Below are 25,420 nucleotides of genomic sequence, written 5' to 3' on the forward strand. Positions count from 1 at the left end.
TATGACGTTCATGTAATAAGCTTGAGGTTGTTCAGAGAAGCAGCAAACGGTTTCTGATCAAGTAAATAACGTGCGTACGCCATCGGTTCACGATAACTCTGGGCCCATTCTTCCGGCATGCCAGCTTTGCGGAAGCCGTAGCGCTGATCTCTTCCATTACATTCGATCAAGTAGAGTTCACCTGCGGCCGTAATACCCAGATCTATGCCAAGATCCGCAATATGGGGCAGCTCGACAGACAGCTGGTGCGCTGCAGTCAGCGCCAAATGATGAATGCGGCTCTGGAGTTTATCGGCTGCAACATGAGGGAACGCGCTAGAAAATATGCGGTCTACCGCCATAGCAGATCCGCCGCGAGCCACATTGGTGATAAAGGCATCCTTAGAGGCAGCCAGTTTGGCGAACATCCCGGTAACTCCCCATTCCCCGGTTATTCCCCGCTGCACGGTTACACGCAGATCAAAAGGTCGGTCTTCATAAGTAGCCAAAGGTATTCGTTGCTGAATGAGGTGCTCTTTGCGAGTAAGGCGTGCCGGCAAAAAGGCTGGCAGTCTCCCTTGCTTGAATCTTATTTGTCTCCATTTGCCTGGTTTCGGATGGAAGGACAGCTGCCACAAGGCGCTTCGCTGTGTAAGCCGCATCACTCCGGATCCAATACTCCCATTGCTGGGCTTGATAATTAAATCGGAATACTTAGCCATCATCCTTGCTAAGGAGTGCTTTGTTGCTGGCTCTGTCTCGGGTAAATGAGGCACAAGCTCTGAATTTCGGGATAACAGTCTATGAATTTGAACTTTTTTATATCGATTTCTAAGGTTATAGATGAGAATTCCCTGCTGAATCAGTCCGGCCATTTTGTGGTGACTGGCTGTGGTAAAGTACATAGCCCGATTATGGATAGTATAGGGAAGCTTGATAGTGTTGAGTTTATATGTGTTCTCGGAGTGGATATAGGCTCTGCACGTTCCTGAGGGTAAATGAATATCTTCAAGCCTCATATAACAGGGAATGAGGTCGTAGGCAGCTGCTGCCAGCTCATATAATACAAGTGATTCCTGCCCTGTTCTGGCATGAGGAATTCCTCGATAGACGGAAGAGTCCAGGAGGATACCGACATATTCCATAAGCTTGATTCCTCCTTCCGGATACGTTAAGGAAAGGTTCAATTCTATTCTATGATTGCAGGAATCGTCCCGATAGGGAGAACAGCCCGCGTCCAGCCGTTGTATACAAGCCCAAAATCAAGGCATGGACCTGTATGAAAGTGAGTACGGAGAGTGTCACATGCCCATAGCTGTGCATAGGATGCAGGAAAAATAACTGTTTTGTCATAAAGGAGCGAGCGGTTTTGAAAAAAAGAGGGAAGATCAAAACGAGCCAGAATGCAGCCAAACATCGTTTTGGGATAGACCCCGATACGAGTGAGCTTGCACTACTGGACCGGTTAAATGCAGAGAGGGAGAGGGCTAAGGCGAGGCAGCAGAGTAAATTGAATGCTAAGGCTGAATCCACTGCCTTAGAAGAGCCTGCCTCCAAAGAGAAGGCTTCTATTGCGGGTACGGTAATTGTACCTGTACCTGTACCTGTACCTGTACAGGAAGAGGAAACCGCCCAGGCAGCCCCTATCGCCCAGGCAGTCCCTATCGCACAGGCGCCACCCATTACCAAATCGGATCAAACGCTGCTGCAGGAGACCGTCACTAGCCCGGCATCAAATATAAAACAAGACACTCCACCCAGTCACAGCCTGATCACTGCAAAGAAAGAGCTGCTGGCAGAGAAACAGATGCCGGGAGGAGAAGCTTTTATTTACACGGAGGACATTAGCGAGCATGCTGTAACAGGTACACAGCTGGCCCCTTACGCCATCAACAGCGGACATATTAAACGGGGGGCTATAGGCAGCGAGGCTCTTCAGGAGTATGCGGTTACTGCCATTCATATTGCGGACCGGGCTATTGTGTCCTCCAAGCTGGCCGAGGCTTCTGTGCTTGATGAGCACTTGGTTAATGGAGCAATATCGGGAGAGAAGGTTAAGGACGCGTCGATAACAGGCGGCAAGATCAAGGACGGAAGCATCACTTCCAGGAAATTAAGCGACCAGAGCATCGATGCAGACAAGATCGCGGATGGATCCATCAGTACACGGCACCTCGCCAATCTGATCATTTCCAGTGAAATGCTTCAAGAAGAATCTATTACACAGGAGAAGATTGCAGGAAGTGCAGTAGGAACAAGACAGCTGGGGAATGGAGCCGTTCATAATTCCAAGCTGGCCGATGATGCGGTAACCTCACGCAAGATAAGAGATGGAGCCGTAACCTCTGGAAAAATTGAGGATCGCGCCGTTCTTGCACAGCACGTGGTGCAGGGAGGCATAACCTCTGAGCATCTCGCGGAGGGAGCTGTTGGCAAGCAGCACTTGTCTGCAAAGATTATTGATGCCGATCTGCTTGCTGAAGGGGCCGTCGGAGAGGCGCACATTAAGAAGCAAGCGGTAACCGGGATTCATATAGCGGAAGAGACGATTGGCGCGAAGCAGATTCAGAAAGGTGCCATCGGCAAAGAGCAGATCGGACAGTCTGAAATTTTGGGGCATCACCTGGCGGATGGGGTTATAGGCACCACGAAGCTAAGTGATCAATCCGTGGGTACCGCCCAATTAGTAGAGCAGGCTGTAACTTCTTCCAAGATTGCGGATCAGAGCATTCTCGCAGCCAAAATTGCAGACCAGGCGGTGCATACGAGACATATTGCAGGCGGTGCAGTAGGTTCTGCTCATTTGGCGCAAGGCTCTATATATGCGTGGCATTTGACCAAGGAGGCCATTGAGTCTCATCATATCGGCAATAATACGATCCTTGCCCAGCATTTGGGACCTGAATCTGTCATCAGCGCAGCGATCTCACCTCGCAGCATTCAGCACCTGCACTTGAGTGATAACGCAGTGAATACGAAGAATCTGCAAATCTCATCGGTTACTACAGATAAGCTTGCCGACAAGAGTGTAACTGAATCCAAGCTGGCATCAGGGTCGGTAGACAGTGGAATTATTGCAGATAATGCAGTTCGCAGTGAGCATCTGGCAGAGAAGTCTATTCAGAATATTCATTTGACGGCTGGCAGTGTCGGCAGGGAGGCCATTCAAGAGCAGGCCGTTCACACTGAGCATATCGCTGCTAATTCCATCGACAGCATTCACCTGAAGAAAGGCTCGATCCTCTCCGCTGCAATTGCAGACAACAGCATTAACACCAGGCATCTTGCTCAGGCAAGTATAACCGATCAGCTGATTAAAAATGGGGCCGTGCTTCCTCAGCACTTGTCAGACTATGCGGTTACATCGCTTAAGCTGTCGCCCGAAAGTGTCTCGACCGATAAGCTGGCCAATCTGGCCGTGACCGGAGCGAAGCTCGCAGACAGCAGTGTAACCGCAACGAAGCTTGCGGCACACAGTGTGCTGAGCGGCCATTTATATCCAGGGGCCATCACTCATGAGTCGATCCAGGCGAATGCGATTACGTCTGACAAAATAGCTCCTCAATCCATTCTCGATACGCATCTTGCAAATGAGTCCGTGTTCGGCAAGCATGTGGCAGAGCGGAGCATTCAAGGGTATCATCTCAAGAAGAGCACCATTACGGCCGAGCATTTGGCCAGTGATCTGCGCCAAGCAGAATGGATTCTTGATGAGACGATCACAGGAAGCAAGCTTGCCCGTGCGAGCATAGGCGAGGTTCATCTGATGAGCGCATCTATTAATGAAGACGCACTTCAGAATCAGATTATCGACCGTCATCATATAAAGGCAGCTGCCATATCCACTGAACATTTAGAGCATGGCAGTGTTCAAGGTCTGCATATTGTAGAAGCCGCGATCGGTTCAGGGCATGTACAGGACAGTGCTATTCGTGAGCATCACATTGCTCCAGATTCAATTTCTTCTTACCATATACAGCCTGGAACGATTGAAAGCGAACATATTCAGGCGCTGTCCATCACGTCTGGACTTATTAAAGAAGGTGCAATCGGCAGCTCTCACCTTGCTAGTGAAGCAGTGCAGTCCATGCATCTCATGCCGGGTCTGATTCAGCATGAGCATTACGGCATATCCTCCATCTCATGGGAGCATTTGATGCCGTTATCCATTAATGGTTCACATCTGCAGGCGGAGATCATTAGCTCCAATCATTTGCAGCAGTCGGCTATTCAATCCAAACACATATTTGAAGGCGCGATTCTCCCTTACCATATTCGGCTTCGCAGCATCAATGGGGCTCATATCGAGGAAGGGACAATTGGAGCCGAGCTGATTCAAGATAAGAGCATCACAGGCGATAAGCTGGCAGATGAGAGCCTTCCGGCTACAGTTCTTAAATCACGATCGATTACAGGAGAGCAGCTGGCGGAACGAGTGATTGAAGGACAGCATGTTGCAGAAGGAGCACTGTGCCCGGAGCACTTGAGCTTTACTCCGGTACGTTCGGCATTGAAGCACCCGGTTACACAGCAGTTTGGGCAGTATATTATTGCTTTTGAAGAGGAAGAAGCAGCTGAGCAAGAAGTGGTGATCTCCTTCGGGGAAGAGTTTGAATCCGCAGGCTATGTATTCGTCGCCATGTGTAATACGACAGACTTCCAAGTCAGCGTGATTGAGCAGCGTAAAGAATCCGTATTGCTCAAAATCAGACGTTTGAGCGGGGACAGCAGTGATTACGGCACCGTATCGTGGATCGCTCTGGGCACACAGCCATAATCCCCATTTCAGTAAATAAGCAGTGCAATCCCTGAAGGATCGGCAGCGGGAGAGCACTGCTTATTTTTATATACTCGTGAGGTTCAAGCGAAGATAGCAAGGACAGATGCCGTTGCTCTCCTTCTCTGAATGCATATGCTATACGTGAATACTCCTTAATAGAAGCAATGCCTGAAAAGAAGGTAGAAGGAGGACATACGGTGGGAGACAACAATCAAAAAATGAAGCGAAGCAGAACAGCTCCCAGCCGGTCCGGTAGCCAGAAACGGGTGCTTGACAAGGGAGGCCATATACAGCAAGCCGGAAAAATAAAACCGCTGAAGAAGCGTCGATCAACCAGACGAATGATTAAAAATCGCAGAACAACATCTCAAAATCCGGTTAAATCAGCTCCGTTGATCTCTGAGCAATTCATGCGCAATCACTTGAAACCCGAGATGCAGGAATCTGTCACTCATGAGCCACTGGTCTCTGTCATTATTCCTGCAATGAATGAAGAAGCCTTGATTGCCCGCATCATTCGGGAAGCGGAGAGGATCCATCCATTCACGGAAGTGATCGTTGTTGTCAATGGTTCCACGGATCAGACAGAGGCGAGAGCCATAGCAGCAGGAGCTCGTATTATTAGTTACTCAGAAGCTCTCGGTCATGATGTCGGAAGGCAAATCGGTGCTGAAGCGGCTAGAGGACAGGTGCTGCTCTTCATTGATGGAGATATGCTGATCCCTGCTCAGGACTTGAAGCCATTTGTTAGTGCAGTATTGTCCGGTATTGATATTGCATTAAACGATTATAATGGCCCCGTTCGTAAAGTGCCGGTTCATCCGGTCGTGGAAGCAAAGCACGCACTGAATACGATGCTCGGTCGATCGGATTTGAAGGGAGCCTCCATGACGGCCGTGCCGCATGCGATCAGCAGAGCTGCATTTGAAATGCTCCGAGAAGGGGGATTACAGATACCTCCTTTAGCTCAAGCCATGGCGATCAAGCAGGGGCTCCTTGTCAAAGCAGTACATCGCGTGCCCGTTGGGAGATTAAATCCGCTAAGAAGAAAGGATCGGCGAAACCAAGACCTATTGACCGGCGTTGTTCTGAGCGATCATGAAGAAGCTGTACGCTGGTTAACGCTGCATCAAGGGAGCCGCGGCGGATTTACGGATCTCCATAGGGCAAGGCACTTGGTAAGAGCGAGGTGAATAGATCATTTGAAGAACCGGGCTGTACGAATGAAGAGTTCGCGTGGGAGGAAGAAGCCAGGCAGCAGGAGGACGAAATTACCGGGCACAAAGGGGAAGCTGTCTGCTTCAGCACCAGTACGCTTAACATTACAGAATTCAGCTTCTGCCGTCGTTTCTGCATCGGATGAGGCCGGAACTCTCGGAGGAGTACTAAAGGAGCTGAGTCGTCTGCCTCTGCAGGAAATCGTGGTTGTGCTGAATGGATGCAGAGATAACAGTTATGAGATAGCACGAAAGTTTCCGGCTGTCACCATTGTGCATGAACCAGACCGGGTAGGACACGATGTCGGCCGCGCCATCGGAGCAGAGCTTACGACTTCTGATATTGTCCTGTTCACGGATGGGGACATTGTGATTAAGGCTGAGCGATTGGTCCCATTTCTGTCGGCCGTCGATCGAGGCGTGGATATGGCGTTAAATAATTTAACCTCCTATATTCCCGCATTTCCAGATCAGGATGACGTCACCCGAATGAAGACTTATCTAAATTCGGTGCTCGATCGGAGTGATCTTGCGGCTAATTCGCTTGTCGCAATACCTCATGCTTTATCCAGCCGCTGCATCAGAGAGGTTGGGTATCAGAGCCTGATGGTTCCCCCTGTGGCACAGATGCTGGCTTGCACAAAGGGGATGAAGGTTGAGGCAGTCAGCAAAGTGAACGTGATAACGGGCAATCGCCTTAGAAAAGACAATACAGGCAAGGGCAACGATGTGGAACGCATGATTATTGGCGACCATATTGAAGCATTATCGAAATATCTTGAAGCCCGTACAGAACGGGGAGAGCCTTCTACTCAATATAGAGCGGCCGTCGCCAGTTGGAGAAATGCGCCATGAATGTTCAGGAGATGACCAGCATTATTATACCTTCATACAATGGTCTTGAATTGCTGCGAAGCTGCATTGATTCAATACGGAAGTGGACAGAAGACCCTTACGAGATCATCGTCGTAGATAATCGTTCTACGGATGGGACCTACGAGTACTGCGTATCTGAACGTATCAAAGTGATCTCTCTGCCTGAGAATCGGGGATTTCCAAAGGCATGCAACAGCGGCTTGCGTATCGCCAGGGGAGGCAGCCTGCTGCTGCTCAACAATGATGTGACCGTGACACGAAACTGGCTGGCTCAGCTGAAACAGGGGCTGTTCAGCGACCCCGCGGTCGGTATTGCAGGTCCTGTCACAAACTATGCCAGCGGCATACAGCAGGTGGAGATCCCGTTTGACTCCAAAGCTCAGTTCTTAGATATTGCAGCAACACATAATGAGCATGATCCTTCACGCTGGATAGAGGTCCCTCGAATTGTCGGACTCTGCTTCTTGTTCAAGCGGGAATTGCTGGAGAAGATCGGTTATTTGGATGAACGGTTCAGCCCAGGTCATTATGAGGACGATGATTACTGCTATAGGGCAAGGCTTGCCGGATACAGGCTGCTCGTCTGTGGAGATACACTTGTACATCATGAGGGCAGTGCCAGTTTTCGAAAATCAGGTGAGGACAGCCTGAGTCAGCTAGTGAAGCGGAATCATCAGCTGTTTATGGATAAATGGCAAGTGGATCCACTTCAATTTATATAGAAGGGGGAATGAAATTGAAAGGGATAATTCTTGCAGGAGGCACAGGAACGCGTCTTCGGCCTTTGACCCAGCTGCTTAACAAGCATCTGCTCCCTGTGGGCAAATACCCGATGATTGTATATGGACTCGAAACACTGCGCAAAGCAGGGATTACAGACATTATGCTGATTATTAGCAAACAGTCTGCTGGACTCTATATCGATTTTCTCGGGAGTGGAGCCGGGTATGGGGTAAACCTGACCTATCGGATTCAGGAAGAAGCGGGTGGAATCGCAGAGGCACTGGATTTAGCCAAGGGTTTTATTTTGCCACAGGAGAAGTTTGCTGTTCTGCTTGGAGATAATCTGTTTGCAGATGATCTTGCTCCTTTTGTCACCGCATTTAAGCATCAGAAGCCGGGAACAGCCAGAGTGCTGCTGAAGGAAGTCGATGATCCAAGAAGATATGGGGTTCCTGCATTTGATGCCGAGCATAGAGGGCTCATTTCATATATTGAAGAAAAGCCTGAGCATCCAGAGACAAATTACAGCGTTACCGGGTTTTATCTGTTTGATGCGGATGTATTCAACATTATTTCAGGCATATCTCCCTCTGCCCGCGGAGAGCTTGAAATTACGGATGTAAACAATGCTTATGCCAGAGCGAAGAGCTTGGAGTACGATATTCTCTCTGGTTATTGGAGCGATGCAGGGACATTCGAATCTCTCCAGGATGCAGCCATTCAGATGAAGAAGATCTTACCTTAAGGGAGCAAACAAGATGGAGCGAAGCAGGAAGCTGAATCATGACGGGCTGGCAGTCATTCACGCCGCGAAGAAGAGACGGCAGAGTTATACCGCCAAGAAGAAGGCTTCTGTCAGAAAAAAGGAATCGAAATTAAAGCCGACCCTGAGGAAAAAAGCAAATACCAAGAAGCTCAAGCATCCGCGTCATCGTAAGCCGCAGGCTCCGCTCCCGCTTGATCATGAGGGTCCGCTTCAGAAGGCTTATGCGGCAGGGTATAAAGAGGGGGTGTACCACGGCGGGGAGGCAATAGTAGAGCGGCTCATTCCAAGCGGAAGAATACTGCCAGGAGTTACGGCCGAAGCTCTCATTCAGTCAGGTCTCATGCAGCATCAAGCCGAGCTGCTTGAGATTACAGACAGTGTGCAGGTAGCGGATGAGATTCGGTCGGCGCTGGATGAACGCCGGTCTTTTTCGCTTGTGCGGCTGGGAGACGGAGAACTGCTGACCCTTGCATATGGGACGATCATTGCCAGCTCAGAAGCCCATGAGTTAGGGGCATTTCTACCTTATGCAGGGGTGCCTTTACCTGATGCTTCTGTTCAGAGTCTCCTGCTGGACTCCATCCAGAAGGCGGATTATGTAGGTGTTCCCATGTCCAGGCGGCCCGAATTCCAGATGCTGCTGTTTGCCATTAGCAAACATTATGGCTGGAGCTTAACGCAGAACCGGCTGACAAACTCACTCATTAATTATCAGCTCCATCATCATGGCCTGCTCCTGCCTCTTCTCGCTGAGCAGCGTGTTCTTCTTATCGGAAACAAAGCCGCAGAAACAGCGGATAGGATGATGGAGCAGGGGGTAAACGTTGTAGGGAGTATTAGCCCGGTGCGTGGATTTGAAGATATCGAGCGGGTATTAGAGCAGTGCCGGAGGTATGAATTTGATATTTGTTTAATCGCTGCGGGAGTTCCTGCGGTCGTTCTTTGTCAGCGCATAGCGAGTGGAGCTAATAAAGTCGCCATTGATATCGGTCATCTAGCGGATCAAATGATACAGGAGATCCAGCAGTGATGCAGCTGTTCTTGAAGGAGGTAAAACAAAGATGGCTCGAAAGACCAAGAAGCAGATGCGGAAGACGCCGCGGGTGACTCCGTTTCAGGAAGGATTTCAACAAGGATACGATCAAGGTGTGGCTCATGGCCTTAATTCATACGGTAAGTGGATGGAAGGACCAAGCATCGTCATTCCAACCTATAATCAAATAGATATGTTGAAGGGCTGCATTGCCAGTATTCAGGCGTACACCTCTCAGCCTTATGAAATTGTAGTCGTGGATAACGCATCGACGGATGGTACGGCAGAATACCTCAGGTCTTTAGACTTGAATGTCAGATACACGGTGCTGGATAGCAATCTGGGATTTGCAGGCGGTGTTAATCATGGTCTGATGATGGCCAGAGGGCAGTATATTGTCGTGTTAAACAACGACGTTGTGGTGACACCGGGATGGCTCACCAATATGATGAGCTGTTTGGACAGTGATGCTGGAATTGCCGCTGTAGGACCTGTCACCAATTATATTGGAGGAGAACAGCAAATAGAGGTTCCCTACACCGAAGTGAGGGATATGCTTCCTTTTGCAGAGAGGTTTAATAAGCCTGATCCCGGGAAATGGAAATATACCGATCGTCTTGTCGGCTTCTGTTTATTGTTCCGAAGAGAGCTGCTGTATGACATTGGATATTTGGATGAAGGGTATCGCATTGGCAATTATGAGGATGATGACTGGATGATTCGAATCAGGCTGTCGGGGAGGAAACTATGCATCGCGGGAGACAGCTTTATTCACCATTTCGGCAGTGTAAGCATGAAGAGTATAGGGAATTCACAGTTTGAAGAAACCAATCATCGGAATGCGAAGTTTTATGAGGCAAAATGGGGAAATCCGCATCAGCTGATTCAGGAAACGCTGCATACGTATGGTGCAGCATATGATCTGTTTGGAGTGCGAGGTATTCCGAGCTATCAATTTTATCCTGATGGCAGACTGATCAAAACAAGCGGCAACAAGCTGTACTGGTTAAACCAGGGTCATAAGCATCCTCTAGAACTGCAGGATTCGCATCAAACGGCGGTCTTTGATGAAGCGGTTCGGCTGTCTCGTTATGAGCTTCAGTCCATCCCAACCGGGGATATCATTCAGCTCCGTTTAACCGAAGAATTACAGCTGCAGCAAGCAGAGAAGATGACGATTGGAATTCCTGATGGGAGCATCATGACTGTCAGCAGTGCTGAGGCAGCACAGCATCTATTTCAATTGAAGGATGGTAAGCGAAGGCAATTCATTACGCCGCATGCAGCTGAGTGCTGGGGCATTGACCGGAAAGACATCTATGAGCTTACGACCGAACAATTGCAATCCATTCCACTAGGTCTTCCAATTATTGCTCCGCCTATACTGCTCAGTCCCCTATTATAAGATGAAACGCGGGTGCAGGAGATCAGTGTCAGGGTGATATTCGTTAATTCATAATCAAACCGGACCCCTTGAGTTGATCTCAAAGGGTTCGGATGTTGTGCTTGAAAGGTTAAAACTTGATTATGGTTTCCAATTTTAATAATATTTTCAGTAGAGAAAGTGCAGCTGCCCTTGTCTGCCTATCCAAAATATCATTAGGGCCTGAAAAATAGGAGATTACATGAATTTAATTGACGTCGTTGAACGATTATTTGATCAATATGGCTATTATGTATTGTTAATTGGCCTGCCTCTGGACTTTATCGCTTTGCCGATTCCCCCTGGCAACAGCACGCTTACATATACGGGATATCTTGTTTATTTGGGACTGCTGGAGTGGCTCCCGGCCTATCTGCTGGCACTGACAGGAGCCTGTCTCGGAGTGACGATTACCTACGCGATCGGATACAGATTTGGGTCTCCCTTGGTGCATCGGTTTGGGAAGTGGCTGTCCATTCATCCGGATTTTCTTGAGAAAACAAGAAAACGGTACGACAAATATGGGGAGAAGCTTTTGCTCTTTGTTTTTTTTGTTCCGGGGGTCAGACAATTTATCGGCTATTTTATAGGTATTATTCGACTTCCGTATCGAACCGTAGCTACCTATGCATATGGTGGAACGGCACTGTGGGTGACCGTGTTCTTCCTCATCGGCTATCTCTTCGGTGAGCAGTGGAAGCAGGTATTCAACATGGTGGAGAAGTCGCTGACACGCACTCTTATTCTGATTGGAATTGTCTTTGTCTTGTACCAGCTGGTAAGATGGATCCTTCGAAGAATCCGAAGAGCTCAGCAGAATCGAGAGTAAGATGGTGAATCTGCCATGATTACAATATTACCGCGGCCAAGCATTGGATGAGAGCATCCAATGCTTTTTTTAGTTCAACGCATTTCTGATCCCCCCTGTTCATTAAAATATCCACGGCCACATGCATCTCTAACAAGCACTGAGTTCCGGGGCCATGCATATGCTATGGAAGGCAAATGCTGATGAGGCCGGAATTTGATCTTGAGTTGTATTTTAAGAGGGAGGTTGGATCCAGTGCAGCAAAAACTCGATGAAGTGCTCGCTCATCTAGCGCATGCTCATCAACAAGTCGCAAGAGTTCTTGAAGCAGAACGGCATGTGAATGTGCGTATGGCAGAGATGATCAGTGTAATGCCGGACATGTTGCCTCATTTCACCGATATGCAGGGACTAATCGATGGAGCCGGGCAATTAAATTCAGGAATTGTAACCTATTTGAGCAATTTGGCTGATCTCGAAGAGATGATTGCCGATTCCATTACGCATATCGTTAGGGAAATGGCTGCATCGGATGAAGAATAGAAGCAACAAGGCGGGTGAGAGTGATGAGCAGAGAGGAATCTATGCTTCAAATTATGGACGCTGCCGTTAAGCTGCAGCATAATATATCTCTGATTCTGGAGGCTAAGGCGCTGGAAGCGGAGAAGATAAGAAATTGGTCTGTTAATCATTTAAGCGGGGCAGTATTCGAGAGCCATGAGGATCAGTTGAATATGTCGCTTAAGCTGCAGGAGCATTTAATTGAGCTTCTTGAGGGAGTTAATCGGATGGAAGCCGGTCTGAACAGCAATCTGAAGGCCTTGTTAAGCCAAGGAGAGCAGGATGGCGGTTCGTTTGATTCTATGATGGATCTTGATGTTGGTAAGTGATGAGCCTGTTAGCGAGAGAGAGGGAGGCGAAGCTTGCCCTGCTGGAGTCGATTGCGAGAAGCCAGACTGCACTTTCTCGCATGCTGGAGACGATAGCAGATGGCTATGAGCTGGCAGCCATTCCTGCAGCACAGTTAATGAAGCATATTGACCTCATCGCCAAATGTCAGCAGGAGATGGCAGAGAGCATCCATGGGATCTCACTTGAGCCGATCAAGAAAGGCAGTCCTGCTCCCCCCTGGTATCCTGATGAGGATACAGCGTTTGTGTTGCTCCGAAATACGTGAGCAGTACGGCTCAATTCGTCATACCGTGAACTGTTTCATCGTTGATTAAGTCCACAGGAGGATTAAATATGAAGAGAAAAAAAAAGAGGGTAACGGGTTCCGGTACAAAGGCTGGTGCCCGCGCTACATCCGTCAGAAAGAAGAAAAAGGTCACCGGGGTGACCAAGAAGAAGTCAACCAAGTTGACCTCAAGCAAGAAGAGAGCAAAGAAACGGTTACTTCCAGCGGGCAAGAAGCGTCAACTCCGCAAAAAACGTGTCCCGTCTCCGCGAGAAAACATCGCCGCACCGGGGTACAAAGACGCTTACAGCGAAGGGTTCAACGCAGGGTTCGCTCAAGGATTCGAAGATGGGCATAAGCTTGCTTATGAGGCCCAATAATTTCTTCATTTTTTGAATGGCATAAACTGTTTTCAAGCAGACATTAATTCGGTCACTTGTAAGACAGTTTTTCTTTTATTACGCAGGGTACAAGCCCTTTTATGATTGCAAAATTGGGCTTAAGGTAAGAAATCATGATAGATGTACTGGGGACAAAGGCCAAATTTATGCGGGTGAGGACAACGGTCCATGATGCATTTGACACCCTGGCATATAGTTAGAAGTGATTACACTATACCACTTGGGCGAGGGTGAGAACGAGAGGTGAACAGGACGAAGCGGAGGCTGCAGGGTTATCAGGATGGATATGAGCAGGGGATACGATATGGCGGATGTGAAGCGGTGCTTGGCAGAACACAGCCATTTACTCCCGTGCTTCGAGATCTGAAGGTCATGTATGTACCTCAGGGATTTGATGCGATTGATGAAGGGATCATCGATGCACTGAACTCTTCTGTTCGTGAATGCGTGGTGGCAGATCGTTCTGCAATGGCCCGGAGCGCTATGGAGCACACCCCTGATCTGGTGCTCGTGTTAAATGGACTTCATATCTTCCCCGAAGATCATCTTGCACAGATACAAGAGATTCGATCACACGGAATCCGAACGGCCATATGGTTTGTCGATGATCCCTATTTTACAGAGGAAACAGCATCGATCTCCCAGCATTATGATCTTGTGTTTACACATGAGCTGAATACAGTACCGTTCTACAGCAATCTGGGTGCTGAGCACGTGCATTATGTTCCGCTCGGAGTGAATACCTCGTTGTTCAGACCGCGGCAAATTGCACCGGAATATCGATACGATATCGTATTTATTGGCAGTGGATTCTGGAACCGAATCGCTTTGTTCGATGCGCTTGCTCCTTACTTGAAGAACAAACGTGTGATGATTGCAGGAGGGGAATGGGATCGGCTAAGCAATTTGGAGCTGCTTCGTCCATTTATTCACTCAGGCTGGATTCCGCCTGCTGAATCTGTGAATTATTACAATGGAGCCAAAATCGTTATTAATATGCACAGACCTTGCGAAGCGGGATTAGATAATCGAAATACCCATCAAATTCAGGGCGGCTCTATCAATCCCCGCACGTATGAGATCAGTGCCTGCGGCACGCTCCAATTGACGGATGTACGAGATGATCTGACGCTGTATTATCGACCGGGATATGACATTGAGACCTTTCATACAGCACAAGACCTCCAGGAGAAAATGGAATATTATCTTACGCACGAACAAGAGCGTCTGTCTGTTGCCTGGCGAGGTCTCATGACGACGAATCTGCGCCATACCATGAAGCACCGGCTTGAGATGCTGCTAAATCATGTTTAAAAACAAAAGGAGGATGATAGGCGTGGCTGTGAGACAGAAACCAAAGAAAAAGGCTTCTTCAACAAGAAGATTTGGCTACAATTCCGAATCTCTTGTGCACAGACAGCAATTTCAAAGAGGGTTCGATGACGGCTATTTGAGAGGGCGCGCCAATTTTTTGATGAGCCGGGCTCAGGAGCCTCTGCCGGTTCGCCCCATTCAAGTTGTATATATCTCCTCAGGGAAGGGCTTTCCCTACTCACCGATTGATCAAGCGATTATTGAGACCTTGCAGACGCTCTGCTCCGCTGTACACATTGTGAATCCTGATGAATCTGCGCTTGAAACGGTACGGATGTTTATGCCGGATCTTGTGCTTGCACTGGATGGAATGTTCCTGCCTGTGGAAGTGGTAGATCAAATTCGAGGCTTAGGGGTTCGAACCGCCGTATGGTTGACGGATGACCCTTATTATACCGATATGACCCTAAACATTGCTCCACATTATGATTATATTTTTACACTTGAGCTCAACTGTGTTGAAATGTATCGTAATCATGGGTGTGCTGAGGTGCATTATCTGCCGTTCGGCGCCTTTATTCATCACTATTATCCTAACATGACGCCGACTGCTGTCCGCAGAGATGTCAGCTTCATCGGCTCTGGCTATTGGAACCGCGTGCAGTATTTTAATCCCGTACTTCCACAGATCATGTCTCACAATACGGTGTTTAACGGGATATGGTGGGACCGACTTCCCGATTACGAAATGTATCGCAGCCAAATTGAACTCAATCGCTGGATGAGTCCTGAAGAGACAAGGGACGTGTACAATGGAACGAAAATCGTCCTGAACCTGCACCGTTCACATGAGGATGATTCGATGAACAACAACAGCATTAAGATCCCTCCTCTATCCCCCAATCCCCGCACCTTTGAAATATCCGCGTGTGCTACCTTGCAGCTTACAGATGCCCGCTCCGACCTGATTCGGTTCTACACCCCGGGTGTCGAGATCGAAACGTATGAATCTCCAACCGAAATGATAGAGAAGATTGAATTTTATTTGGCAAATGAAGACAAGAGAAGAGAGATTGCGCTTCGGGGATTCGAACGTACCTGGAATGAACACACCTACAGTCATCGCTTAAACAGTCTGCTGCAGATTATATTCGGATGAGCTTACACAGTGATGTGGAAATTGTACGAATGGTATGGTTCATTTGTCGTGCCGGTCATATTTAAAGACAGAATATATTGTGGTTATAGTGTACCTGGAAAAAGGAGGTGAAGGCACCCTTTGATATCCGTAATCCAGTGGAAACTAAAGGGTTGTACACTCTATGACACTTAAACCTAAATTGATGTTGTTCAGTCATATCAGCAGTACTCAGAGTATCACCGGGGCTGAGAAGCTGCTCCTCAGCTTCTGCAGGCAAATGGAATCCTATTTTGATTGTGTACTGGTTGTACCCTGTGAAGGAATTATCGCCCGAATGGCAAGAGAGGCTGAGATCCGAGTCATCATTCAGCCTTATGAGCTTCTCCACTATATGTATATTCCTTATGAGCAGCTGAGAGAGGACGCTGCCGAGTTAATGCTGCATCCTTCTTCCCAGGAAGTTGTGCAATTGCTTCATGAAGAAAATCCACACCTCATCGTCTCCAATACCTGTGTAAATGTTATCCCGGTAATGGCTGCCCGCATACTTGGCATTCCTGCCATCTGGAAGCTCACTGAAATCATTCAAACCAATCCTTACACGGCTGAGGCTATACAGTTCATTGATGAGCATAGTGATTGGGTGATTGCCATCTCTCATGCCGTTACTGAGCCGCTTATGCACAGCTCGATCCCTTCGAAACTAACTGTATTGCCTCCTACCTGGAATGAAGCTCTTGCCGCACCAGATGAATGGGAAGGTCTGCGTCAGACTCAGCGGAAGACGCTGGGGCTGACCCCCGGACATTTATGTATCGGATATATTTCCTCATTTATATATGAAGCAAAGGGTCTTAAGCCTTTTATTCAATCCGCGCTCTTGTTATGCGAACGATTCCCCCACACCCGGTTCTGGGTGATCGGTACAGCAGTGGATATGGCCTATTATGAGGAGTGCATATCTCTAATTCAGCAGTCAGGATTTGCTCATCAATTTTTATTCACGGATTTCATTGAAGATGTGAGCTGCGCATACAGCGCGATGGATCTAGCAGTCATTCCGAGCCTGGTAAAAGAGGGGTTTGGCATGACGGCCCTTGAGAGCATGTACTTCGCCAAGCCTGTTGTTGCCTTTCAGCAGGGTGGGCTTGCAGAATTGATGGAATCTGTAGACAACGGACACTTCCTTGTCGCCCCTGGCGATACGGAAGAGCTTGCCGCCAAGATGATTCCATTCATCACTAATCGGAAGGAGTCTGCGCGGACAGGTCAGCATAATCATTCCAAGGCTGTGCAGATGTATGGACCTGCAGCGTATGAGAAGCGAACTGCGAGCATGGTGCAGCAGTGGGTTACTTTGTTCCCCGATTGGTTTTCTGACCTGCATTCAGAAAGGAACATCCTCTCTCTGCAGGCTTACCAAGCCGCAAATCAGCCTTCTCCAACCAAAAGAAAACGAAGAAAAAAAACAAAGCGGTCGTCATCTCTCCTCTTGAAATCAAAACCGCGTGCGAAGGGCAAAAAACGCATAACAGCTATCACTAGAAAAAAACGCTCGCGGACCAAGATCAGGGTGCAAAAGCAGAGAAAGCGAGCTCGCAAGGCTCGATAAGGAGGGAAGCAACATGAAGATACTGACAGTGCTCGGAACAAGACCGGAGATTATTCGCCTAAGTCTAATCATTCCCAAGCTGGATAAGTATGCCAGTCGACATATCCTTGTGCACACCGGACAAAATTTCACGGAAAGTCTAAGCGGTCAATTCTTCAAAGAACTGGGCTTACGAACTCCTGATTATGTATTGCAGGATAAGGCAGCCTCTCTAGGACGTCAGCTCTCAGCAATGTTCGAGCAGCTGGAGTCGATCCTCGTCAAAGAGAAGCCGGACAAAATTCTGCTTCTGGGTGATACGAACAGTGCATTATCGGCCATTCTTGCCGAGCGAATGGGAATTCCAGTGGTGCATATGGAAGCGGGAAACCGCTGCTTCGATCTAGATGTCCCTGAAGAGAAGAATCGGCGGGTTATTGATGCCATATCAACCATTAATATGCCGTATACCGAGCAGAGCAAGAATCATCTTATACGTGAAGGTGTTCCGAGTCAGCGAATCGTATTGACAGGCAATCCCATTTACGAAGTGATGAAGCATTATGAAGCACAAACGATGGCCAGTGATATTATGACGAAGCTGGGACTCAAGTCAGGACAATACTTTCTTGTCACCGCTCATCGGGCGGAAAACGTAGATGTACCCCACAATCTTGAACAAATTATGGAAGGATTAAATAAGGTAGCGGCAGTGCACGGCCAGCGTATTATATGCAGTATTCATCCCCGAACGAGAGCCAGAATTAAAGAGCATCTTAAGCTGGAAATGCATCCATTAGTAGAATTTTATGAGCCCTTCGGCTTCTTTGATTTTTTGATGCTTGAAATGAACGCTAGATGTGCCATGACGGACAGCGGTACAGTGCAGGAGGAATGCTGCATTATGGGCATACCGACCGTGACAATGCGGAAGACAACGGAAAGACCGGAAACCGTTGACTGTGGGAGCAATATTGTATCAGGAATCGATGCGGATCGGATCTCAGAATCGGTGACACTGATGGTAGAGCTGAAGTCCAATTGGGAATGCCCGAAGGGATACCTGGTTCAAGATGTATCAGATAAAGTCGTCAAATTTCTACTTGGAGGGAAACTGCATGTTTGAAAATCAACGAATCCTTGTGACAGGCGGCACAGGATCATGGGGACACGAACTGATACGCCAGCTATTAACCATGAATCCGAGAGAGGTCATTGTGTACTCACGGGGAGAATCAAGCCAGGTGGCAATGAGCCGTGAATTCGAAGATGAACGTCTCAAATTTTGTATTGGCGATATTCGGGATAAGGATGCGCTGGTTGCTGCTTGCCGCGGAATCGACTATGTATACCATTTGGCAGCACTGAAGCATGTGCCTGTGTGTGAGGATCAGCCTTATGAAGCATTAAAAACAAATGTTATAGGTACACAAAATGTTATTGAAGCAGCGGTTGAGAATCAAGTTAAAAAGGTGATCTACATCTCCACAGATAAAGCGGCGAATCCTTCCAATTTCTACGGTATGACGAAGGCAATCGGTGAGAAATTAATCGTTTATGCCAACTTGCTTCATAGCAGCACAGCGTTTGTTACCGTGCGGGGCGGCAATGTGCTCGGTACGAACGGAAGTGTGGTGCATCTGTTCAAGGATCAAATACGCAACAAAGGGATGGTATCCATCACGGACATGCGTATGACGCGCTTCTTCCTCACCCTGCGGGATGCCATTTCGCTCCTGTTCAAGGCTTCTATCGAAAGTGTTGGCGGCGAAATCTTCGTCATGACCATGCCGACCTGCAAAATTGTAGATCTGGCCGAGGTGCTCATTGAAGATGCAGGAGTTCCTGGTGTCCAGATCGTCGAACGTGGGACTCGTCCTGGGGAGAAGATTCATGAAATACTGATGAGCGAGTTCGAGAGCAGAACTACGGTTGTCTATGATGATCAATATCTCGTTATTCTACCGACACTAAATCTGCCGGTTCTCAAGGAGAGATACAAGGACTCCGAGCCCGTTACCTTCTCCAGCTTCAGCTCCGAGTTTAATCTGATGACGAAAGAGGAAATCCGTGAAATCCTGCAGCGCGGGGGGGTTCTTGCATGAAATTACTCATCGTAGGCGGACATGGAATGGCAGGCCATATGCTGGTTCAATATTTCAAGAAGCAAGGCCGGCATGCTGTCTTCTATACGTCACGTGATAAGAAGGATCCTCATAGTCTGGTCCTTGATGTGAATGATATCCACAGCGTAGATGTACTGGTTAAGGCAGTGCGCCCGGATATGATCATTAATGCCGTAGGTATCCTGAATCATCATGCGGATAGGGACATTATAGAGGCTTATCATGTGAATGGATTTCTGCCGCACCGGCTTGCCGCTCTTGCGGATCAGATCCATGCACGGATGATCCATATCAGTACAGATTGTGTATTCAAAGGAGATGGCACAGGCCAGTATACAGAGGATGCGGTTACTGACGGCGATTCAGTCTATGCGATTACCAAAGCACTCGGAGAAGTTCGTTCTCCGAGTCATCTTACCATCCGAACCTCTATTATTGGTCCTGAAATACGAAAACACGGTATTGGGCTTATGCATTGGTTCTTGAATCAGAAGGGGGTCGTGCAAGGCTATACGAATGTGAGATGGAACGGAGTAACGACACTCGAGCTGGCCAAGGCAGTGGATCATTATATGCAATCTGACACTTCCGGTCTGATCCATCTAGCGCACGAAGAGCCAGTTTCAAAGTATGAGCTGCTTCTGCTGTTCAAAGAAATATGGCAGGCAACAGATACAGTCATTGTACCGAGCGGCAAAATGATTCAGGATCGGACTTTGGCGGTGACACGGCAAGATGCAAAGTGGTCTATGCCATCGTATTCCGACATGCTGAAGGAGCTGGCGGAATGGACGAAAATACACTAAAGAATAAAGCTGTGCTGGTCACTGGTGCATCAGGATTTACGGGCAGACACGCGGTAGACCTGTTAATACGTCTGGGTGCCAATGTAACTGCAGTGCTTCGTACAGCTTCCGGCATCGTCCTTCCTGACCAGGCACATATCTACAGATGTGATCTTGAAGATCGGCATTCCGTTCATCAGCTGATACAGAGCACGAAACCAGACTATGTGCTTCACTTGGCAGGACAGAATTCCGTTCCATCCTCATGGTCAGATCCGCTGACAACGATCCAGACGAATGTGATGTCTCCGCTGTATTTGCTTGATGCGCTGCGGGAAATACCTCACTGCCGGATCGTTGTTATCGGTTCCCGTCTGAAATATACTCCGGAGGCCGGCAGTCCACCTGCACCTCCGCATCCTTACAGCCTCAGCAAATATGTCGAAGAGATCGTTACATTGGCATGGACTCATTTATATCGGCAGCACATTATATATGCGGAGCCTGGAAATTTAATAGGCCCGGGTCCTTCCACAGGCATCTGTGCATTACTCGCCAGGCATGTTGCCTCTGCGGAAGGAGGGAACAATCCTGATCCATTCCGGTTATCTTCGCCGGAAGATCGACGCGATTTTCTCGATGTCAGAGATGCGGTTTCAGCGTATGTCTTATTGCTGCAAAAAGGAGTGCCGGGCGTCATTTATCCCGTTGTCTCCGGCAAAGAGCGAACACTCGGTGAAGTGGCTGAGCTCATGCTGTCTCAAGCTGCCGGAGAGGTGCCTGTCGTATGGGGCTCACCAACCTCCGGGCCTGGAGGAGCGTCAAGCGAGTCTCATCCCTATCACGCTTCACTATCCGAGTTGGGATGGGCGCCTCAAATTCCTTTTGCGAAGTCTATACAGGATATCCTTAATGATGCCCGCCATAAGGAGAGAGGAGGAGCTGCATGAAGGATCAGCCTTTGGTTACCATCGTGATCCCCTTTTTTAACTGCCCTTACATTCCCCATGCTATTCAGAGCGCGCTGGAACAGACCTACTCTTCTACGGAAGTCATTGTCGTTGATGACGGCTCAACGGTGCATACCGATCTAATTCATCCTTATATGCCCTATATTTATTATCTTGGTAAACAAAACGGTGGAACAGCGACAGCGCTGAATCATGGAATTCGGTATGCCTCAGGCGAATATGTCGTATGGCTGAGCTCTGATGACATCATGTACCCAGAGAAGGTTGCTGAGCAAGTTCGTATGATGCAGGAGACTGGCGCTTCTATATCCCATACCAATTTTAATTTTATCGACGAGCATGGAAACGTCATCCAATATCGGGCCGGTACTTCACCCATGACGAGAGAGGAAATGCTTCGTATGTTTCTCTTGGGCAATCCGGTGAATGGTTGTACAGTGATGTTTCACAAATCTATCTTTCAAACCGTCGGCTTGTTCGACGAATCGTTACGGTATACCCACGATTATGACTTGTGGAACCGTGTATTGCTTGCAGGATACTCCATGCCTTATATGATTAAGCCGCTCACTGGATATCGTAGGCATCAGGGGATGGGCACCCTGCGTCACGGCGATGTGATATCTCAAGAGATTAGCATGATTAAAGCCAAGTACCAGGATCGTATAAGAGCGCAGAGCTAGCCCATGCTAGAAGGCTCTCATTCGGTCCTGCGGGAAAGGAGTGATCCCCTACATTATGTATAAGGAGCTTGAGCAAGCTGATTTTCTCCCCCTATTATGTGAACTGCTGAGGTTCTCAGATAGTGTGCTGGATATTGGAAGCGGTCCGGGCTATTTACTTGAATATTATGAATCCAGAATTATCGTGGCACTAGAAATTCACCGTCCTTATCTGGAGCATCGAGCGAATCTGTCCCCACATATTATCCCGATTAACTGGGATGCAAGAAAAATAGGCCAATTGTTTGTCAACAAATCGTTCTCCACAATTACGATGATTGATTCTCTTGAACACTTTACGAAAAAAGACGGAATCAAATTGCTGCAGCAAGCGGAACAGATTGCAAAGCACCGCATTATCATCTTTACACCAAGAGGATATTTTCCACAGTCAGGTGTGGATCATTATAAATTGAATGGTGAAATGTATCAGAAGCATTACAGCGGCTGGGATGAGCAAGAGCTGCTTGCGCTGGGATATCATGTGATTGTCCTTAAAGGATTTCATGATCTCGGTAATCCTTCCTTCGAGACTTCTTTCCATACGGAGCATAAAGCAATGGATGCGATTCTTGCCTGGAAAACACTAGATACCTAGTGATTCGGATGGAATTGGGTCCTTCCGTGTAACTCGTTTATATTGATACAAAAAGCGAGGTGATTCGTTATGAGGGCGAAGCTTCCTAGAGTATCTATTGTTATTCCGGTGTATAACTGCAGATATGTACATGAAGCGATTGAGAGTGCCTTGAATCAGACCTATCCTAATGTAGAGGTCATTGTAGTGGATGATGGGTCGACGGAGCACAAGGAGCTTGTTACTCCCTATATGGATCAGATCCGATATATACCCAAGATCAATGGAGGTACAGCAACGGCTCTAAACACGGGGATCGTGCATGCGACAGGAGATTATTTTGCCTGGCTGAGCAGTGATGATGAATTTGTGCCTCAGAAGGTCGAACAGCAGCTCGATTTCATGCTGAGGCGTAACCTGTCCTTCAGCCATTCTGCTTATAGCTATATTAACCATCTCAGTGAAGAGATTGGTGAAGTATATCCAGAGCTTGGCACGCGAGCAGAAATGGTGAAGACGCTCCTGATTGGCTGCCCAATCAATGGATGCACCGTCATGCTGGATATGAAAGTGTTTGAGAAGGTCGGCCTGTTCAGTCCTGTGTTCCGATATGCCAATGACTATGAAATGTGGCTTAGAGTCCTTCCCCATTATGACCTCGACATCATTAACAAGCCTCTAGTCCGCTACCGCGTACACGACGATATGGGAACCTTCAAGCACCATGAGGCTATAGAAATTGAGAAGCAAATGATCCAAGCTCTGCACAGGACGTCATTACTGTCCTTAATATGATCTATAGGGAGGTGAAGGTGTGCGTTTTATTTTTCCTGTATATACACTATGCCGAGGCGGAGCTCAGCGTATGCTCACGGAGCTGGCCAATCGGCTGGTAACCATCGGGCATGAGGTCGTAGTGGTAATGCCGAAGTACGGTGTTGTTGAATATGAGCTGAAGGCCAATCTGATTCAAACAGGAGATGATTCGCTGCTGGCACATCATATTCCAGCTGGCGATGTAATTCTGTCCAATTTCTATACAACGGCCTATCCTGCTCAGCAAGCAAGTGAAGAGGGAAAAGGACTGCATATTCGTTTATCACTATGCTACGAACCGACTTTTCTCCAAGACAATCAGTATTCTTTCCCTTCTTACAATCTGACACCCAATCTGCTTGTCTTGTCCCGATGGCAGCAGGATGTGATCTACTTAAATCATGGGATCAAGGGTCGTATCATTCCTGTAGGCGTGAACAGTTTTTTTCACAACATGAACATCCGTGAGCATCTGAATATGCCGCTTAATATCACTTCCATCTATCGGAAGGAAGAAGGGGATTTCTCCTGGCATCGGGAGCAGAAATATTTGCTCAGCCAGCTGGATATTGTAAAGGCCCTTCATCCTGAAGTGGTCATTAACCTTGTTACACCGCCAGGTGAGTATGCAGATTCAAAGGATATACAGCAGCTGCAGGCATCTGGTAAATATCGGCTATACACCCCGGTGAATGACGAAGAGCTTCGATTCCATTACAACCAGACGGACATCTATGTAAGCTCTGGCTCGTATGACAGCGGATCCCTGCCTGGACTCGAAGCTATGCGGTGCGGTGCAGCACTTGTCACCTCATATTCTGGAGGAAATACTGAATATGCGGTTCATGAACGAAATTGTCTAATGTCCTACCGTTACGAGAACCGGCTTGCACAGGATATCATTCGGCTTATTGAGGACCCGGCACTACGCCACAGACTTGCGGTGCGAGGCGAACAGGATTCTTATGCGTTCACATGGGAACGGAGCTACAGCGAGTTTGAACGTGTTGTGAACGATATTGTCAGCCGTTCGCTGCTGAAATGACCATTTTATATTCAAATGACAGAAGTCCAAACTAGATTAGATTATAGATCTGAATGGCATCCTGCAGATGATGGGGCTCGGAATGGGCATTGCCGTCCGCTCCTGCTGTAATTAGAATATATTCCTCGCCGCTGATGACAGCATAAGTCGCCAGACATAAGCCTGCCCGCTCGGTATAACCCGTTTTACCGCCCTTAATTTCTCCGTTTGCCAGCTTCATTTGGTCTGACTGATCTGCAAGGGTGCTGTATATCGTTATGCCATCAGGATGCAGGGAGCTGGCACTCGTGCTGTATCGGGTCGTCGTAAATATTTCCTTGAATTGTTTATTGCGAAGAGCATATTTCAATAAAATGGTCAGGTCATCAATGGTAGAATAGTGTTCCTCATCATGCAGCCCTGTCGGATTAGTAAAATGCGTGTTTCGCATTCCGAGCTCGGCTGCTTTTTTGTTCATTTGGGCCACGAATTGTTCCTCCGAGGAGGAAACAAACTGTTCGAGAGCTCCAGAAGTTTCCTCCGAGGAGGAAACAAACTGTGCAAGAGCTACAGAAGCCTCCGCTCCCGATGGCAGCAAGATACCATAGAGCAGATCAATGGCCTTTACGTCTTCATGCGGCAGAAATCCGGCCATCGCCGCACCTTCAGACACCAGGGGAGGAAATATTTCAGCACGTAGCTGAACGGTCTCTTCTAGATTGGACAGGCTTTCTATAGCCAGGATGGCTGTCATGATCTTCGTGAGGGAAGCGGGGTATATTTTCTCTTCGGAATTAACATTCAGCAAAGCTTCGTTGTCAGCAAGACGTACCAGTTTGGCGTTCGAGCTGTACAGCTCATAAGGCACGATCGCATCCGGAGTATTTCTAGTATTCTGGAACCAGCGATTTGCGGCAAGATCCATCTGTTGAAGCACACCTTCCCAATCCGCAAGAAGCAGGATGGTGATGATAAGCAGGATCAGCCCTTTGATCGAGCTTCGTTTTTTCTTTTTCTTCGTGTTCGACATGCTAAAAAACAACTCCTTTACATAGCAGTGCTTCTAGGGTGTTGCGAGCCGCGCAAGTGTGGACTCGGGAGCACTACTTACATTTAATCATGTAAGAGGGAGTTGTTTTTTTAATTTTTTCTGGTCAAGTTCTTAAGAAT

25 protein-coding genes are annotated in these 25,420 nt (G+C 48.0%); 23 read left to right on the forward strand and 2 right to left on the reverse strand.

What is annotated here, in order from left to right:
• Positions 1-8 precede the first annotated feature (8 nt).
• Entirely contained in the window at positions 9-1,124 is a 1,116-nt protein-coding gene (locus tag BLW49_RS21855; RefSeq protein WP_090726867.1) for a YheC/YheD family endospore coat-associated protein, read from the reverse strand.
• Positions 1,125-1,348: 224 nt separating this feature from the next.
• Between BLW49_RS21855 and BLW49_RS21860 the strand changes: the two genes are divergently transcribed.
• The 23 genes from BLW49_RS21860 (at position 1,349) to BLW49_RS21970 (ending at position 24,271) form a co-directional block, all read left to right on the forward strand.
• Positions 1,349-4,756 carry a WIAG-tail domain gene (locus BLW49_RS21860; protein WP_076315066.1) on the forward strand — a complete coding sequence of 1,136 codons (3,408 nt, stop codon included), beginning with the start codon at positions 1,349-1,351 and terminating at the stop codon, positions 4,754-4,756.
• 200 nt (positions 4,757-4,956) lie between these two features.
• Complete coding sequence (locus BLW49_RS21865; RefSeq protein ID WP_256209894.1) at positions 4,957-5,952, forward strand: glycosyltransferase family 2 protein; 996 nt, start codon at positions 4,957-4,959, stop codon at positions 5,950-5,952.
• A gap of 9 nt (positions 5,953-5,961) precedes the next feature.
• The gene (locus BLW49_RS21870; protein ID WP_090726869.1) at positions 5,962-6,831 is read left to right on the forward strand and encodes a glycosyltransferase family 2 protein; all 870 of its coding nucleotides are present in this window, start codon (positions 5,962-5,964) and stop codon (positions 6,829-6,831) included.
• The gene (locus BLW49_RS21875; protein WP_090726871.1) at positions 6,828-7,574 is read left to right on the forward strand and encodes a glycosyltransferase family 2 protein; all 747 of its coding nucleotides are present in this window, start codon (positions 6,828-6,830) and stop codon (positions 7,572-7,574) included. Before BLW49_RS21870 ends, BLW49_RS21875 begins: the two co-directional genes overlap by 4 nt.
• Positions 7,575-7,588: 14 nt before the next feature.
• Entirely contained in the window at positions 7,589-8,320 is a 732-nt protein-coding gene (locus BLW49_RS21880; RefSeq protein WP_076315068.1) for a sugar phosphate nucleotidyltransferase, read from the forward strand.
• Positions 8,321-8,333: 13 nt separating this feature from the next.
• Positions 8,334-9,371 carry a GT-D fold domain-containing protein gene (locus BLW49_RS21885; protein WP_090726873.1) on the forward strand — a complete coding sequence of 346 codons (1,038 nt, stop codon included), beginning with the start codon at positions 8,334-8,336 and terminating at the stop codon, positions 9,369-9,371.
• Between the two features lie 31 nt (positions 9,372-9,402).
• Positions 9,403-10,779, forward strand: coding sequence for a glycosyltransferase family 2 protein (locus BLW49_RS21890; RefSeq protein ID WP_090726875.1), 1,377 nt, complete (start codon positions 9,403-9,405; stop codon positions 10,777-10,779).
• Between the two features lie 220 nt (positions 10,780-10,999).
• The gene (locus BLW49_RS21895; protein WP_076315070.1) at positions 11,000-11,626 is read left to right on the forward strand and encodes a DedA family protein; all 627 of its coding nucleotides are present in this window, start codon (positions 11,000-11,002) and stop codon (positions 11,624-11,626) included.
• A 234-nt stretch (positions 11,627-11,860) separates the two neighbouring features.
• On the forward strand, positions 11,861-12,148 hold the full coding sequence (locus tag BLW49_RS21900) for a nucleoside-diphosphate sugar epimerase (RefSeq protein WP_076315071.1): 288 nt from the start codon (positions 11,861-11,863) through the stop codon (positions 12,146-12,148).
• 23 nt (positions 12,149-12,171) lie between these two features.
• Positions 12,172-12,495 carry an alpha-helical endospore appendage domain-containing protein gene (locus BLW49_RS21905; RefSeq protein WP_076315072.1) on the forward strand — a complete coding sequence of 108 codons (324 nt, stop codon included), beginning with the start codon at positions 12,172-12,174 and terminating at the stop codon, positions 12,493-12,495.
• The gene (locus BLW49_RS21910) at positions 12,492-12,782 is read left to right on the forward strand and encodes a hypothetical protein (protein WP_143042145.1); all 291 of its coding nucleotides are present in this window, start codon (positions 12,492-12,494) and stop codon (positions 12,780-12,782) included. Before BLW49_RS21905 ends, BLW49_RS21910 begins: the two co-directional genes overlap by 4 nt.
• Before the next feature lie 68 nt (positions 12,783-12,850).
• On the forward strand, positions 12,851-13,162 hold the full coding sequence (locus BLW49_RS21915; RefSeq protein WP_090726877.1) for a hypothetical protein: 312 nt from the start codon (positions 12,851-12,853) through the stop codon (positions 13,160-13,162).
• A gap of 264 nt (positions 13,163-13,426) precedes the next feature.
• Complete coding sequence (locus BLW49_RS21920; protein WP_083656162.1) at positions 13,427-14,497, forward strand: CgeB family protein; 1,071 nt, start codon at positions 13,427-13,429, stop codon at positions 14,495-14,497.
• Between the two features lie 22 nt (positions 14,498-14,519).
• Positions 14,520-15,656 (forward strand): CgeB family protein, encoded by a 1,137-nt coding sequence (locus tag BLW49_RS21925; RefSeq protein ID WP_256209895.1) that lies wholly within the window; start codon positions 14,520-14,522, stop codon positions 15,654-15,656.
• Positions 15,657-15,819: 163 nt separating this feature from the next.
• Positions 15,820-17,250, forward strand: coding sequence for a glycosyltransferase family 4 protein (locus tag BLW49_RS21930; protein WP_090726881.1), 1,431 nt, complete (start codon positions 15,820-15,822; stop codon positions 17,248-17,250).
• Positions 17,251-17,263: 13 nt separating this feature from the next.
• Positions 17,264-18,355 (forward strand): non-hydrolyzing UDP-N-acetylglucosamine 2-epimerase, encoded by a 1,092-nt coding sequence (gene wecB / locus BLW49_RS21935; protein ID WP_090726883.1) that lies wholly within the window; start codon positions 17,264-17,266, stop codon positions 18,353-18,355.
• Positions 18,348-19,334: a polysaccharide biosynthesis protein gene (locus BLW49_RS21940; RefSeq protein ID WP_090726885.1), complete on the forward strand. Its 987-nt coding sequence runs from the start codon at positions 18,348-18,350 to the stop codon at positions 19,332-19,334. The genes wecB and BLW49_RS21940 overlap by 8 nt, the downstream gene beginning before the upstream one ends.
• The gene (locus tag BLW49_RS21945) at positions 19,331-20,161 is read left to right on the forward strand and encodes an SDR family oxidoreductase (protein ID WP_090726886.1); all 831 of its coding nucleotides are present in this window, start codon (positions 19,331-19,333) and stop codon (positions 20,159-20,161) included. The genes BLW49_RS21940 and BLW49_RS21945 overlap by 4 nt, the downstream gene beginning before the upstream one ends.
• A complete protein-coding gene (locus tag BLW49_RS21950; RefSeq protein ID WP_090726888.1) occupies positions 20,143-21,090 on the forward strand; it encodes an NAD-dependent epimerase/dehydratase family protein in 948 nt (315 codons plus the stop codon). Before BLW49_RS21945 ends, BLW49_RS21950 begins: the two co-directional genes overlap by 19 nt.
• Positions 21,087-21,794, forward strand: a complete 708-nt coding sequence (locus BLW49_RS21955; protein ID WP_090726889.1) for a glycosyltransferase — start codon at positions 21,087-21,089, stop codon at positions 21,792-21,794. Before BLW49_RS21950 ends, BLW49_RS21955 begins: the two co-directional genes overlap by 4 nt.
• Before the next feature lie 55 nt (positions 21,795-21,849).
• Positions 21,850-22,431 (forward strand): class I SAM-dependent methyltransferase, encoded by a 582-nt coding sequence (locus BLW49_RS21960; RefSeq protein ID WP_076315080.1) that lies wholly within the window; start codon positions 21,850-21,852, stop codon positions 22,429-22,431.
• 69 nt (positions 22,432-22,500) lie between these two features.
• Positions 22,501-23,205 (forward strand): glycosyltransferase family 2 protein, encoded by a 705-nt coding sequence (locus BLW49_RS21965; RefSeq protein WP_076315081.1) that lies wholly within the window; start codon positions 22,501-22,503, stop codon positions 23,203-23,205.
• A 19-nt stretch (positions 23,206-23,224) separates the two neighbouring features.
• Positions 23,225-24,271: a glycosyltransferase family 4 protein gene (locus BLW49_RS21970; RefSeq protein ID WP_090726891.1), complete on the forward strand. Its 1,047-nt coding sequence runs from the start codon at positions 23,225-23,227 to the stop codon at positions 24,269-24,271.
• A 31-nt stretch (positions 24,272-24,302) separates the two neighbouring features.
• Here the strand turns inward: BLW49_RS21970 and BLW49_RS21975 are convergent, their stop codons facing one another.
• Positions 24,303-25,280 carry a D-alanyl-D-alanine carboxypeptidase family protein gene (locus tag BLW49_RS21975; protein ID WP_090726893.1) on the reverse strand — a complete coding sequence of 326 codons (978 nt, stop codon included), beginning with the start codon at positions 25,278-25,280 and terminating at the stop codon, positions 24,303-24,305.
• Positions 25,281-25,420: the final 140 nt, after the last annotated feature.

The organism is Paenibacillus sp. PDC88 (assembly GCF_900106725.1).
GTDB classification, from domain to species: Bacteria; Bacillota; Bacilli; order Paenibacillales; family Paenibacillaceae; genus Paenibacillus; species Paenibacillus shunpengii.

Bases quoted from the DNA above. Each gene is read 5' to 3' on its own strand.
- BLW49_RS21885 (WP_090726873.1), top strand. From the start codon at position 8,334: ATGGAGCGAAGCAGGAAGCTGAATCATGACGGGCTGGCAGTCATTCAC.
- BLW49_RS21855 (WP_090726867.1), bottom strand. From the start codon at position 1,124: ATGGAATATGTCGGTATCCTCCTGGACTCTTCCGTCTATCGAGGAATT.
- BLW49_RS21890 (WP_090726875.1), top strand. From the start codon at position 9,403: ATGGCTCGAAAGACCAAGAAGCAGATGCGGAAGACGCCGCGGGTGACT.
- BLW49_RS21945 (WP_090726886.1), top strand. From the start codon at position 19,331: ATGAAATTACTCATCGTAGGCGGACATGGAATGGCAGGCCATATGCTG.
- wecB (WP_090726883.1), top strand. From the start codon at position 17,264: ATGAAGATACTGACAGTGCTCGGAACAAGACCGGAGATTATTCGCCTA.
- BLW49_RS21955 (WP_090726889.1), top strand. From the start codon at position 21,087: ATGAAGGATCAGCCTTTGGTTACCATCGTGATCCCCTTTTTTAACTGC.
- BLW49_RS21930 (WP_090726881.1), top strand. From the start codon at position 15,820: ATGACACTTAAACCTAAATTGATGTTGTTCAGTCATATCAGCAGTACT.
- BLW49_RS21975 (WP_090726893.1), bottom strand. From the start codon at position 25,280: ATGTCGAACACGAAGAAAAAGAAAAAACGAAGCTCGATCAAAGGGCTG.
- BLW49_RS21915 (WP_090726877.1), top strand. From the start codon at position 12,851: ATGAAGAGAAAAAAAAAGAGGGTAACGGGTTCCGGTACAAAGGCTGGT.
- BLW49_RS21950 (WP_090726888.1), top strand. From the start codon at position 20,143: ATGGACGAAAATACACTAAAGAATAAAGCTGTGCTGGTCACTGGTGCA.
- BLW49_RS21895 (WP_076315070.1), top strand. From the start codon at position 11,000: ATGAATTTAATTGACGTCGTTGAACGATTATTTGATCAATATGGCTAT.
- BLW49_RS21940 (WP_090726885.1), top strand. From the start codon at position 18,348: ATGTTTGAAAATCAACGAATCCTTGTGACAGGCGGCACAGGATCATGG.
- BLW49_RS21965 (WP_076315081.1), top strand. From the start codon at position 22,501: ATGAGGGCGAAGCTTCCTAGAGTATCTATTGTTATTCCGGTGTATAAC.
- BLW49_RS21875 (WP_090726871.1), top strand. From the start codon at position 6,828: ATGAATGTTCAGGAGATGACCAGCATTATTATACCTTCATACAATGGT.
- BLW49_RS21905 (WP_076315072.1), top strand. From the start codon at position 12,172: ATGAGCAGAGAGGAATCTATGCTTCAAATTATGGACGCTGCCGTTAAG.
- BLW49_RS21960 (WP_076315080.1), top strand. From the start codon at position 21,850: ATGTATAAGGAGCTTGAGCAAGCTGATTTTCTCCCCCTATTATGTGAA.